This window comes from Lactiplantibacillus daoliensis, assembly GCF_005405005.1.
Taxonomy (GTDB): Bacteria; Bacillota; Bacilli; order Lactobacillales; family Lactobacillaceae; genus Lactiplantibacillus; species Lactiplantibacillus daoliensis.
On record NZ_BJDH01000004.1, the window covers coordinates 1 to 12,914 of the forward strand.

Sequence of the window (12,914 nt, forward strand, 5' to 3'; positions counted from 1 at the left end):
CTACCACTATAAAGTAATAGAGGCATAGGAGCACCCCGTCGGGTAACTTCTATGCCTCTAAGCTTAGTATTTTTTTATTTTGGTGTCAGTTATTTTGAATGTTTTAGTCTAAATATGACTCGGGCTGATCAAAGACCGTTTGTAACTCGTTTAAAAAGGTACTGACATGGTAACCGTCCGCTACGGCATGATGAACTGTCATGGAGAGTGGCATCATGGTACGTTGGTCAGTATTAGTCGTAAATTTACCAGCCTGAAAAACGGGTAAAAATGATTGGAGCGGTGTAAACGGCAACGGTGTATAACTTGTAAAATCAAGCCACGGTAAACTCCCAATCGTGAACAAATTAGCCGATAAGGGTGTTTTAGGCATTGGCCCTGGCAATTGACCGTATTGTTGTTGATCAGCTAAATACGCGGCGTAAAATTTTTGGAAATTTTGATCATAAGCGGTCCAAAGATTGGCAATGCTATGATCCGCATGTATCACCGTGTAGGAAGGATGGACGACGTCATAGGTCACGAGTTGGTCATCAACGCGGCCAATCCGAAATTCAGAATGACTGGTCAACAAGCGACTGACCAAGTATAAGTAGACGGCATTGAACTTGAGATTATTTGCCTTAACCCAGGTCAGTGTTGCGCTGATATCGAGTGTGACGGTAACGGTAAAGCCAGTTGGCATCATTTTAGTAAAATAGTAAAAATAATCCCGTCGCGACCAATTTTGCTGGTCGATTGGTGTGAAGTGGGTATTTAACATGTTAGTCATTATTTTCCTTCCAATCTTTCGGCCGACGATTATAACCAATTTCATCAAATGGCTGAAGGCGGTGAAGCCAAGTGTTTTTTAATTCCTTTAAGGTTTGTCGCATATTGAGAACATCAGCGGCATCTTTTTTCCAAAGAATTTGATAATCAAAATCTTGACCAGCTTGATGCTGCCAATCTTGTTGTAGTGGTGTGCCATGATAAAAATCTTTATTCAGATTTAGCTGGTAAAAGGCCCAGCGATTATGCAGATTCGCGGCAGTATCAATGAAGATTTTATGGTTCCGACGATTCTGAATTTGAATCACGCCATAATAGGTCGGCTGTAATTTGTACGCTTGTTGCAGTTGTTGTTTTCTGTTAGTATCCATAAATTAATCCTTTCGATTGTCATTGGGACGTCGATACTCGCGACCATCGGCACTACGCTGTAAAAAGCCGTAGTCAACCAGATAGCGTCGCACGGTCACATAGTCAAAGTAAACGGGTTTTAAGAAGCTGTTGATTTCTGGCTCAGTTAGCGGTTGTTCGATGGGGATTTCCGTAATGATCCTAGTCAATACGATGATGATCGTTTTTTGCTTTTGGGGCCACCGTTTTAGGCGAATGGGTTCTTGGTCAAAGTTAAAATAGTGCTGGAGCGTCTGGGCAATTTCGTCTTCTGTAATGAGCCAACGGTCGTCAAGCATCGTTGCTTGAGCTGGTGGCTCGATCAATTGATCTGACGAGTCCGGATGAGCAAAGACACTTTCGTAAGTGGCCAAATATAATTTAGCTTGTTTGGCTTTTTCACGAAAGGTAAATTTTTGATGGCGAATTGTCGCCGCCGCCACTTGCAATTGATCAGCGAGTTCTTGATCTTTGATACCGCTGGCAAAAGCAGTCAGTAGATCTTGTTGCTTAGGAGTTAAGGTGTTGTAACGACTTTTTAAATGTAATAATTGTGCCTGATTACCGCCGTGAACGAGCTCGAGGTGTTCCTGACGCTGTTGGGGTGACGATGCTTGCGGCCAAGTGGCTTGGCAGTAATTACAAGCGAACCCGGTCTCAGTTGAATGCCAACCATTTTTTAAGTCGGTTAGACTTAAGTTTGCTAAATTCATGAGTGCTCCCCCTTGGTGAGTACATATTAACAATGTTTACAGAAATCGTCAACACTATTGTCCATAATGTTTACCATATCTATAAACGTTAGCTCTTAGATGACTGTATTAAGAATAAAAGATACAATAAATATTAATATTTTCAATTATTATTGTATCTTAAGTACATCAATGATATTCTTATTTCAACAAATGAAAACGATTACATTGGTGAAGGAAGGTTTAAGTATGATTGGTTTTTCGGTCTATTTAAATGATGATTTAAGTCAAACGAAGCTAGATCAACTCGTTGCGTTTAAACAAGCCGGTTTTACGGGCGTATTCACATCGCTACATATTCCTGAGGATGACGCTACCAAATATTTGCCGAGGCTTAAGCAGTTGGGAAGTGCATGTCAGCAATTAGGGTTACGCCTGATCGCGGATGTTTCAGCGACCGGCATGAAACGATTAGGAATCGATATTGAAAATGTGACTGCCATCACCGAGTTGGGAGTCACTGGATTACGAATCGATGATGGGATTGAAATGGCGGTTGTCGCCCGATTGTCACTGAAATTGCCAATCGCACTGAATGCTAGTACGATTACAGCGGCCAATATTACGGCGCTAAAAACTAATCAGGCCAATTTTGATCATTTGGAAGCGTGGCACAACTATTATCCACGACCAGAAACTGGACTAGATGAAACTTGGTTAACGGCCAAGAATGGGTGGCTCAAAGCACAAGGTTTTAAGACGATGGCTTTTGTTGCCGGCGATGGGCAACGCCGAGGGCCACTAGCGGTTGGACTACCGACCTTAGAAACTGATCGTGACCAATTACCCTTAGCCGCAACGATCCGTTTAATGAAACAAGATCAGGTTGATGATGTTTATGTGGGCGATCCTGGCTTGACTGAACACAGTTGTGAGCAATTTAAACAATATTTTACACAACAGGTTTTATTGCTTGGTGTACAAACCGACTCGACTTGGCTGACGGATCAAGTTTGGCATCAACGCGCAGATGTGGCTCGTGATGTGGTTCGGTTGGTCGAAGGACGGCAGCAGTTCAAACAAGTTTCGCCCGATCGAATACGGGCGCGTTCAGTTGGGAGTATCACGTTGGACAATGATCACTATGGTCGCTATGTCGGTGAATTACAGCTGGTCAAGCGACCACTCTTGGCAGATCCACGTGTGAATGTGATTGGCGAGGTCGCACCAGCAGATTTAGCATTGCTCCCACTCATTGACGGTGGTCAAGCCATTAAATTTATTCAGGAGGATTGAGCTGATGGATTTAGAGAAATTAACAACCGAAACACGCAATCAAAAGACGATGCGGTTGGACACGATGTCAACACATGACGTACTCGTGTTGATGAACCAGGAAGACCAGCAAGTGCCAAAGGCGGTTGAAAAGGTATTACCTCAAATTGAAAGCGCCGTCGGGATTATCACGACAAATTTTAAACGTGGTGGGCGGTTATTCTACATGGGCGCCGGGACGAGTGGCCGCTTAGGTGTGCTGGATGCAGCTGAATGTGTCCCAACCTTCGGAACCGATCCCGAAATGGTCCAAGGCTTAATTGCCGGTGGGATGTCCGCGATGACGGTTGCAGTTGAAGGCGCCGAGGATTCGGCTAAGTTGGGACAACAAGATTTGTTGCATGCCAAATTAACGGCAAATGACACGGTCGTAGGGATTGCAGCAAGTGGTCGGACGCCTTACGTGATTGGTGGTCTGGATTATGCGACGACCATTGGCGCAGCGACGATTAGTCTGGCTTGTAATAAAGACGCGGTCATTAGTGCACATGCCCAAACGGTGATTGAAGTTGAGGTTGGACCAGAAGTTTTGACAGGATCAACACGGTTGAAATCTGGAACCGCCCAAAAATTAGTTTTAAATATGCTATCAACGGTTTCGATGATTGGCATTGGCAAAGTTTATAAGAACTTGATGGTCGATGTGAAACCAACGAACGAAAAACTGGTTGAACGGTCAAAGCGGATTATTATGGCGGCGACGGATTGTTCGTTAGCAACGGCAACTCAGGCGTTCAACGCTGCTGATCAAGACGTTAAGTTAGCGATCGTGATGGTTTTAACCGACCTGAGTCGTGCCGAAGCCACCACCAGATTACGTCAGGCTAAAGGATTCGTTCGTCAGGCAGTCAACTAAAAGGAGGACTTAATTATGGCTGAAGATAAATATGTGCGGCTTGCGCATGCGATTTACGATCATGTAGGGGGACCACAGAACATTTCAAAACTGATTCATTGTATGACCCGTGTTCGGATGACGATTCGTGATGAATCATTGGTTGACATGGACGGTTTGAAGGCAATTAACGGTGTGATGGGGGTCGTTCAAGAAGATACCCTGCAAGTGATCGTTGGACCGGGAACCGTTGATAAAGTTGCTGCTGAAATGGTGAAAGAAGTAGGGGTCGGTCTTGGTGAACCATTCCCTGACCCTGAGACATTTACGTCACAGCCGACTGCGAACAAGTCGGAACATCAACTTGATAAGGAAAAAGTTGAAGCCAAGGCTAAAAAGGTCCATGCCAAGCAAAAAGCTAAAATCAAACAGACGCCAATGCGGAAAATTTTAAGTGCCATTTCTAGTATTTTTATTCCATTAATTCCCGTCTTTGTTGGCGCTGGGCTGATTTCTGGGATTGCAGCGATCCTTTCAAACATGATGGTGGCCGGTGATATTGGTAAGAACTGGACGGACTTCATTAATGTGTTGAAGGTCATCAATGGTGGGTTATTCTCCTACTTAGTGATCTACGTTGGGATCAATTCAGCGACCGTCTTTGGTGCTACCGCTGGTCTAGGTGGGGTCATTGGGGCCGTTACTTTATTGACTGGGATTACCCCAGAAGCCCCAATTCACAACATTTTTAATGGCCAAGCCTTGTCTGCTGGTCAAGGTGGGATTATTGGGGTGATCTTTGCCGTTTGGGTACTTTCAATCGTTGAAAAATGGTTGCATAAAGTTATTCCAGATTCAATCGATATCATTTTGACGCCAATGATCACACTGCTTGTAATTGGCGTGTTCACCATCTTCTTAGTCATGCCAATTGCTGGCGTCATTTCGACCGGATTAGTTGGTGGTATCGAATGGGTCTTAAATGTTGGCGGCGCATTCTCAGGCTTTGTTTTGGGGCTGTTCTTCTTACCGATGGTGATGTTCGGCTTACACCAAATTTTAACGCCAATTCATATTGAAATGATCAACAAATTAGGCTTTACGCCACTCTTACCAATTTTAGCAATGGCTGGTGCTGGTCAAGTTGGTGCCGCTTTTGCACTTTGGATTCGTTGTCGGAACAACAAAGAATTATCGAACTTGATTAAAGGGGCACTTCCAGTTGGGATTCTTGGTATCGGCGAACCATTGATCTATGGGGTCACCTTACCACTTGGTCGGCCATTCATCACTGCTTGTATCGGTGGTGGGATCGGTGGGGCCGTGATTGGCGGTCTTGGTCATATCGGAGCTATTGCGATTGGTCCTTCCGGGGTTGCTTTGATTCCATTGATTGCTAATGGTCACTGGCTCGGTTATGTGATTGGCTTGTTAGCAGCCTATGCTGGTGGCTTTGTGGCCACCTACTTCTTTGGGATTCCCAAAGATGCCATGGTTGCTAAAGACAAGGATGGTCATTTAATTAACGCTTAAAAAATGAGGACGGAGGCAGCTAATGACTAACATCTTATTTACAATTCACAGTCGGCTGACAGATTTTTCTAAAGCTGACCAAAAAGTTGGCCGTTATATTTTGGCGCATGCCCATGAGGTAATCAAAATGAGCACCAATGAGTTGGCCACTGCCACCGGTGTTAGCACGGCAACGGTCGTTCGCTTTGGTAAAATGCTCATTCCGGACGGCGGTTTTCCGGCGCTGAAATTAAAACTGTCGGCCGAAACTAATGTTGATGAAAAGTTATATGCAGAAATTAATCCGCAAGATAGTTTGGATGCCGTTAAGTCAAAATTGACCCTCCGTATCACGCATACTTTAGAAGAAACAAATCTTTGTTTGACCAATGTCGCGCTGGCCCAGGCCTGTCAGTTGATTAATGACGCTGAGACGGTCTATGTTTATGGCATCGGCGCGTCGGATGTGGTTGCCGCAGACTTGCAGCAAAAACTCATGCGAGTTGGTAAGCCCGTCATGCATACGCAAGACACGCATTTGATTACGGTGGGGCTAACCACCCACAAGCAGCGTGGGTTGCTGGTATTGATTTCTAATTCTGGTGAAAAACAGGAGAGTGCCCGGTTAGCCGCGGTGGCGGCGTCGGTCAAGATGCCAATTGTGGTGATTACTCGCAATGTGAAGAGCACCTTAGGCAAATTTGCGGATGTTGTGTTGTTAAATGATGACAGCGAAGAGAATCAAACGGCGCGGAGTGCAGCGACGACATCATTGATGGCGCAGCTCTATGTGATTGATTTACTGTACTACACGTATATCAAGACGGACTATCAGACGCATATTGCGCAATTAGTCGAATCACGTGAAGCAATTAAGGCTAATTTTTCGACGGATTAAGCTAGGAGGCATTTTATGTTTGGATTTAAAAAGAAAACTAAGGTTGAGACACTCGGCGCAATTGCGACCGGTCAGTTAATCCCGATTACTCAAGTTGCGGATCAAGTTTTTTCGCAGAAGATGATGGGCGACGGGGTTGCGATTGAACCTAGTAACGGTCAAATCGTGGCACCAGCCGCTGGTGAAATTACGATGGTTGCGGAAACGAAACATGCGATTATGATGACCACCGGTACTGGGCTGGAGATAATGTTACATCTTGGACTAGATACCGTGGAACTCAATGGCGCCCCATTCACGGTTAGAGTTAAAGTTGGAGACCAGGTGAGTGCTGGTGCACCATTAGCAACCATGGATCTGGCAGCAGTTAAAGCCGCCGGTAAGGGAACGACCGTGATGACGGTGATCACTAATATGGACGCCGTTGACCGGTTGACTGTTGAAGCAGCGCAGACCGTTCAAGCCGGCAATGAGGTTGTCAAAGTAATCGTTCAATAATGTGAGTATTTATCGTCTGTTAAAATAAAACGCCCAGCAAGTCACCTGACCAATTTGATGGTGGTGACTTGCTGGGCGTTTTTATTATTTCTTTGGTGAAAGCTGATCGACTAAATTAGCGTCAGGTGAGACATACAAGGTTTTTTGGCCTTCGTAGATAACAAAGCCAGGTTTTGCCCCGTTTGGTTTACGAATTCGTTTCACTTGGACGTAATCAACCGGTACAGTGGCTGAATCACGGGCCTTTGAGAAGTATGCTGCCAGATTTGCGGCTTCAGTCAAAGTCTGTTCGCTGGGTTCAGCGCTGTGAATAATGACGTGTGAGCCGGGAATTTTTTGCGTATGCAACCAGAAGTCAGTTTTGCGTGCAGTTTTTAGTGTTAACTGATCGTTTTGTCGATTGTTTTTACCAACAGAGATTTCTGTGCCGTCGCTTGCCAAGAATTCTTGGGGTTGACTAGGTTTACGCGAGGCACGTTGCTTCTTTTTCGTTTTACGTTGCTTCAGATAACCTTGTTGGGTTAACTCTTCACGAATTTCAGCAATATCGGCCGGGGTGGCAAGCTCAATTTGAGTTTGAATATTATCCAAATAGTCAATTTCGCCTTGAGTGATGGCTAACTGTTCATTCACATAAGTGACGGCATTTTTTTGCTTTTGATACCGTGAAAAATATTTTTGCGCATTACGTGAAGGCGATAATTGGTTGGATAACTGGATTTTTAAGGGCACATTGTCGTGATAATAATCGGGCAGAGAGATTTCAGTCATCCCACGCTTGACTTCATGTAAGTAAGTCGTGAGAATTTCGCCTTTCAATCGAAGCTCGTCAGCCTGTTTGGTATTAGCAAGCGTTTGTTGTAGTTTTTTATACTTGTTCCGATTCTTCTTCAAATCATTACGAACGACACGAACCAGATTACCAGCTTGTTGTTGGACGCGTTCACGTTGTGCGGCGTCCTGATAGAAAAAGTCTAGCAAGGCACTCAGTGAATCGAACCGCCGACGTTGTTCGCCAAACGCGGCAAAGGGACCTGCAGCGAACATGGTTTTATGATTACTGAGGGTGATCAGGGTTGGTTGTGGTGCCTCAAATTGGGTTAAGAAATTTTGGTAGTGTTCGGCTAAATCGCCTGGTTGATGCAAATCCGCTGCGAGTTGAGTTGCACTATCACGGCCAAGACCTTGATAATGTTGCTGCAACTGCTGAGCCAGCACGGTGTCCGTTGGATACTGTTGGACGAGGTCGCGGTAATCCTGATTGGATACAAATGGATTCTTCTTTTCCTGTTTAGGTGGTTCAATATAAGTTGCACCGGGCAATAACAAGCGGTAGCGGTTTTGATCGGCACCGACGTGTTTAATAACGTCGAGGATTTTCCCGGTTTTATTGTCGACCAAAATGACGTTACTGTGACGGGCCATAATTTCGATAATCAAGGTTAGCGTTTCGGCATCACCAAGTTCGTTGCGTGTGGTAATCGTAAAATGAACCACGCGGTCGTTAGCTAGTTGTTTGATTTCAGTAATAATGGCACCCTGCAAGTATTTGCGCATCATCATGGCAAAATTAGTTGGAACGGCGGGATTGACATAAGGAATCTGCGTGACTTGGACGCGGGGATAGGTCGGATCAGCCGAGAGCAAAACGGGCCAATTTTTACCGTTGGCACGGACTGTCAAAATGAGTTCGTTTTGATAAGGCTGATGAATTTTTGCAATCCGTCCGCTGACTAAGTTGTGTTGTAGTTCGGTGACCATGGCATGGGTAAATAGACCATCAAAAGACATGTGATCACTCGCTTTCGTTTTATAGGATCGTTTTTTGACTGTGAAAAGCAGTCAACCTTAACTAGTATACCGTGTGGCACGGTTCGGTGCAAAGGAATTGGTCGGGCCTATCAAGGGTGGGGATACTGGCAACGAGGCAGTTTGCGAAATGATTTTCGGAAGACAAAACTCAATGCTATATGCAATAACGGTTAAAGCAACATTTTGGTTAAAAATTGGTTTCATCAACGACACCCTTATTGTATAATACAAGATGAATTGAAACTTTTTGGGAGGGTCCATCATGAAATCGAGTTTAGCCGCGTTGGCGGCCACTGCTAAGCAACAAACGGTGGTTTTAAAACAAATCACCAAAGCGCAAGGCGTGACAGTCGCCGAATGGCAACTATTGGCACAGTTATTGGCTGGCTTTAATACACAAGAAAAGTTAGCTACAGAGATGCAATTAGATACTTCGACACTGAGTCGCCAATTGGCGAGTCTAGTTAAGAAGGAAAAGCTAAGTAAGGAGGCTGTTGGCCGTGATCGGCGCCAATTGATTTATACGGTCACACCCGCGGGTGAATCGGCAGTCTCAGACATTAATCAAGCTTACAATGACTATGAAGCGGCGGTGTTTGACAAGTGGCCTCAAGATGAACAAAATTTATTAAAAATCTTGTTAAACCGCTTAAATAAATCAGTTGATCGTACCTTGGTCGAGTAAGCCACTTTAACGCGTTGTTATCAAGCTGGAGGCTGCTTTAGTTTTATGCTATGATAATGAGTATTATTTTAGATGAGAAGTAGGTGTATGTCATGAAGATTGCTGTTGTTACTGACAGCACCAGCTATTTGACGCCGCGAGAACTTGCTGACAACGATATTCGTGTTGTACCGATTCCGGTGATCATAGATGGCAAAGTGTATCAAGAAGGCGTCGACATTACGACGGAAGACTTTTATGCCAATATGAAAACATTTAAGTCTTTCCCAAGCACGTCCCAGCCACCCGTTGGGGAAATGATTGAATTTTATAATAAGTTGGGTGACGAAGGCTATGATGCGGTCATCAGCATTCATCTCGCAAGTACAATTTCTGGGTTCTACAATAGCCTGGAAAAAATGCGTGAACTGGTGACCAACATTAAGTTGATTCCTTACGACTCACAAATTACTGTTCGCTTGATGGGATATTTAGCGATTGAAGCGGCACGGATGGCTAAATCCGGTCATTCGGTTGAGGAAATCCTAGCACGTTTGGATGACTTACGGGCAACGATGGGTGAGTATTTCATTGTTGATGATTTGCAAAATCTTGTTCGTGGTGGACGTTTATCCAATGCATCAGCCTTTATTGGAAGTGTTCTGCGAATCAAACCAATTTTGACGTTCAATGAGAAGCATGAAATTGTGGCGTTTGAAAAGGTGCGGTCGTCGAAAAAAGCCATCGCGCGGGTTGAACAGTTATTTGCGAAAGCCCAAGCTGAAATCAATTATCCGTTGCGTGCCATTATCGTGCAGGGAAATAATTTAGATGCGGCTCAGGCTTGGAAAGTGAAGTTACAACAAAAATATCCAGATATGCCAATTGACATTACTTACTTTGGACCGGTCATTGGGACCCATCTGGGGGATAAGTCACTGGCACTAGCCTGGTTGAAAGACATTGATAAGGCGTATTAAATGTTAACTTTTAAATTTTCAAAATCAGCAGCGACCCAGGCCGCCGCGTATGCTTTACGGCAAGCCGTGTTTGTTGAAGAACGTGGCATTGCCGCAGAAATTGAGTTTGATGAAAAAGACACGGATGACCGGTTGTATTTAGTGGCCTATGCTGATTCAAACTTGCCAGTCGCCACGCTGCGTTTGGAACCACAAGCGGAACGGACGATGCGCTTTGGTCGTGTTTGTACGCGTCAAAGCTATCGCGGTCATGGTATCGGCCAACAATTGTTGACGGCCGCTGAAAAGTGGGCCAGACAACAAGGCTATACGCAAGGCCTGATTCATGGTGAGGTTTCTGCACAAGGGTTTTATGAACGTTGTCATTATCAGGTGACTGCCGGGCCATATGACGAAGATGGGGCACCAGTCGTAGTCATGATGAAGCAGTTTTAGCAATTTATAAGGCGTTACGGCCGGTGTCGTGACGTTTTTTTAGTCAAGCAGGGTTCGCCTAAAATTAGGATAAAAATAATTATCGGGGGTGCGTGATCGAATGAAAACTCGTGGGGAATTGAAACAAGAAGTTAAGCAATTATTTAAGGGGCACTGGATCAGTGCGATTTTGCTCTGTATCGTCGTGAGCTTATTGTCAGTATTCGGTATTCTCACACAAGCTTCAAATGGTGTGAACAACTCAACCTCACATACACCGACGGACTATTCGCAATTCAGCCATTTACCAGCGTTCAGCTGGCAAGAGTTGACGGTGATTGCAGGCGCGATGGTAGTTGGACTTGCGATTCAACTGGTCTTTTACTTTGTTGTAAAGATTTTTGCGATTGGGACCGTGTATTCAATGCTTGATTGGGTACGTAATCCGCAACGTGAAATCCATCCAGTGAGTGATTCGACCATTGGCTTTACCAAAGCATACGCTTGGCCAATTATTTGTCTGCAAATCTGTCAATCAGTGCTGGTTTTCCTCTGGAGTTTATTGCTGATTGTGCCTGGGATTATTAAAGCATTTGCATACTCACAGACTTATTTTGTGTATAAAGATCTATTGGCTGCGACTCCGGCTGGGCAACCACGGCCACGGTACCGTGACGCAATTACCCGCAGTCGTCAATTGATGGTCGGCCATAAATTCGAGTATTTCGTCTTGCAACTGAGTTTTATTGGTTGGGCGATTTTAAGTGGGCTAACGATGGGAATTGGACAGCTATGGTTGACTCCTTATCGTTTCGGGGTCTTCGCTGCTTATTATGATAATTTAGTGGCACTTGACTCAGCTGCTTAGGTTGAAATTGAAGTGTCACGAGTCGTGAAGTTGATTGAGTCCCTCACGACAATTTTTAAAAAATATGGTAAACTTGCGGAAGCAAGAAAGGAAGTGCGATAGTTAATGCCTGAACAACAGCCGACGCGCATGTCGCGGTTAAAAGCGCGGCAAGAATCGACGAGTCGTAAGCGATCGAAACCTAGTGCACCAAAAGGGCCGAATACGCCTAAAAAGCCACAGTCGCCGAAGACACCAAAAACGCCGAATAAAAAACGTCATCTTTCGTTATGGTTATTGGCTTTAATCGTGATTGCGCTTGGGGGGACAGCCGTTTACTTTGTCAAAGCGTCTACCAACCAAGACTTAGTTGAAACAACGAGTTCCTCAAGCAGTAGCAGTTCACGAGAAAGTTCATCATCAAAGAAGAAGTCTTCAAAAAAGAAATCTTCAAAAAAGAAATCAAAGCATTCCAGTTCAGCGAGTGAGACAGCGACGGACAATGGTACGCCTGTCACGAGCGCTGGCAGCAATACGACCACGAACAGTGCAGCGAACAATGGTAATTCTTCAACTGGGGGAACCGACCATACCAGTCAAGGGACTACCACTGCGGCCAGCTCAACGACTAATAATAACAGTCAACAGAGCGCGACAAGCTCATCACAGAGTACTGCCTCAAGCAGTGCGACGAGCAGCTCGGCAACTAGTGATGGGTCGAAAGATTTCAGTACGCTGGATGAAGCGACCAAGTATGGTCAAGCTCATTCTGGTGACTATACGATCAAAAATGGGGATACCAATGGGACGTATTATACCGTCACGCCCAAGTAATCAAAGTGCCTAGTTATTGAGGTCTGACTTGGCGTTCACCGTTAAACTCGGTATAATGTCCAGTGAAGTACAAGGATCGGAGTGGTGAGATTGACTCACAATGTTGAAATCAAATACCCCGCAATTTTTCGTGACGAAGGCACCTATTGGGATGTCCGTTTTCCGGACGTGCCAGCAGCGCAAACCTTTGGCGCAAGTGTTAAGGTTGCCGCGGATAATGCCGCGAATGCCTTAGCAATCGCTTTATTTGAACAAGATCCACCGCAAGCTTCCAATCCGCAATATTGGCGGTTAGCTTCGACTGAGTTTGTGGTGTGGATTACAATGGCTGACGTTGAATTCGGTCCGGGTTCAGAGTCACCTAAACCCATGAATTAAAATTTCTCTAGAACGGTTTGCCGCTTGGCAGACCGTTCTTTCGTCTTAGAAAGG

The 12,914-nt window shown here is 45.0% G+C and carries 15 protein-coding genes; 11 read left to right on the forward strand and 4 right to left on the reverse strand.

The features are described from left to right. Positions 1-103 precede the first annotated feature (103 nt). The 3 genes from FFM64_RS05835 to FFM64_RS05845 are packed head-to-tail and all read right to left on the reverse strand — an operon-like array spanning position 104 to position 1,874. Positions 104-772, reverse strand: a complete 669-nt coding sequence (locus FFM64_RS05835; protein ID WP_137607081.1) for a chloramphenicol acetyltransferase — start codon at positions 770-772, stop codon at positions 104-106. Continuing rightward, positions 765-1,142 carry a GIY-YIG nuclease family protein gene (locus FFM64_RS05840; RefSeq protein ID WP_137607082.1) on the reverse strand — a complete coding sequence of 126 codons (378 nt, stop codon included), beginning with the start codon at positions 1,140-1,142 and terminating at the stop codon, positions 765-767. Before FFM64_RS05840 ends, FFM64_RS05835 begins: the two co-directional genes overlap by 8 nt. 3 nt (positions 1,143-1,145) lie before the next feature. Further along, positions 1,146-1,874 (reverse strand): DUF2087 domain-containing protein, encoded by a 729-nt coding sequence (locus FFM64_RS05845; RefSeq protein WP_137607083.1) that lies wholly within the window; start codon positions 1,872-1,874, stop codon positions 1,146-1,148. 228 nt (positions 1,875-2,102) lie between these two features. Between FFM64_RS05845 and FFM64_RS05850 the strand changes: the two genes are divergently transcribed. Genes FFM64_RS05850 through FFM64_RS05870 form a run of 5 tightly spaced genes read left to right on the forward strand, consistent with a single transcriptional unit; the run spans position 2,103 to position 6,931 of the window. Further along, positions 2,103-3,149, forward strand: a complete 1,047-nt coding sequence (locus FFM64_RS05850; protein ID WP_137607322.1) for a DUF871 domain-containing protein — start codon at positions 2,103-2,105, stop codon at positions 3,147-3,149. Between the two features lie 4 nt (positions 3,150-3,153). Continuing rightward, positions 3,154-4,044 (forward strand): N-acetylmuramic acid 6-phosphate etherase, encoded by an 891-nt coding sequence (gene murQ / locus FFM64_RS05855; RefSeq protein WP_137607084.1) that lies wholly within the window; start codon positions 3,154-3,156, stop codon positions 4,042-4,044. 15 nt (positions 4,045-4,059) lie between these two features. After that, complete coding sequence (locus FFM64_RS05860) at positions 4,060-5,556, forward strand: PTS transporter subunit EIIC (RefSeq protein ID WP_137607085.1); 1,497 nt, start codon at positions 4,060-4,062, stop codon at positions 5,554-5,556. Between the two features lie 22 nt (positions 5,557-5,578). Further along, positions 5,579-6,433 (forward strand): MurR/RpiR family transcriptional regulator, encoded by an 855-nt coding sequence (locus FFM64_RS05865; protein ID WP_137607086.1) that lies wholly within the window; start codon positions 5,579-5,581, stop codon positions 6,431-6,433. A 15-nt stretch (positions 6,434-6,448) separates the two neighbouring features. Then, a complete protein-coding gene (locus FFM64_RS05870) occupies positions 6,449-6,931 on the forward strand; it encodes a PTS sugar transporter subunit IIA (protein WP_137607087.1) in 483 nt (160 codons plus the stop codon). An 84-nt stretch (positions 6,932-7,015) separates the two neighbouring features. Here the strand turns inward: FFM64_RS05870 and FFM64_RS05875 are convergent, their stop codons facing one another. Beyond that, positions 7,016-8,722, reverse strand: coding sequence for an NFACT RNA binding domain-containing protein (locus FFM64_RS05875; protein ID WP_137607088.1), 1,707 nt, complete (start codon positions 8,720-8,722; stop codon positions 7,016-7,018). A 283-nt stretch (positions 8,723-9,005) separates the two neighbouring features. On the opposite strand from FFM64_RS05875, the gene FFM64_RS05880 reads away from it, so the two are divergent. From FFM64_RS05880 to FFM64_RS05905, 6 genes are all read left to right on the forward strand, one after another. Further along, the gene (locus tag FFM64_RS05880; protein ID WP_137607089.1) at positions 9,006-9,428 is read left to right on the forward strand and encodes a MarR family winged helix-turn-helix transcriptional regulator; all 423 of its coding nucleotides are present in this window, start codon (positions 9,006-9,008) and stop codon (positions 9,426-9,428) included. Positions 9,429-9,520: 92 nt separating this feature from the next. After that, the gene (locus FFM64_RS05885) at positions 9,521-10,387 is read left to right on the forward strand and encodes a DegV family protein (protein WP_137607090.1); all 867 of its coding nucleotides are present in this window, start codon (positions 9,521-9,523) and stop codon (positions 10,385-10,387) included. Continuing rightward, positions 10,388-10,822 carry a GNAT family N-acetyltransferase gene (locus FFM64_RS05890; RefSeq protein ID WP_137607091.1) on the forward strand — a complete coding sequence of 145 codons (435 nt, stop codon included), beginning with the start codon at positions 10,388-10,390 and terminating at the stop codon, positions 10,820-10,822. Positions 10,823-10,922: 100 nt separating this feature from the next. Continuing rightward, a complete protein-coding gene (locus FFM64_RS05895) occupies positions 10,923-11,669 on the forward strand; it encodes a DUF975 family protein (protein ID WP_137607092.1) in 747 nt (248 codons plus the stop codon). Between the two features lie 105 nt (positions 11,670-11,774). Next, positions 11,775-12,482 carry a hypothetical protein gene (locus FFM64_RS05900; RefSeq protein WP_137607093.1) on the forward strand — a complete coding sequence of 236 codons (708 nt, stop codon included), beginning with the start codon at positions 11,775-11,777 and terminating at the stop codon, positions 12,480-12,482. A gap of 84 nt (positions 12,483-12,566) precedes the next feature. Further along, positions 12,567-12,860: an RNA-binding protein gene (locus FFM64_RS05905; RefSeq protein WP_223876909.1), complete on the forward strand. Its 294-nt coding sequence runs from the start codon at positions 12,567-12,569 to the stop codon at positions 12,858-12,860. Positions 12,861-12,914: the final 54 nt, after the last annotated feature.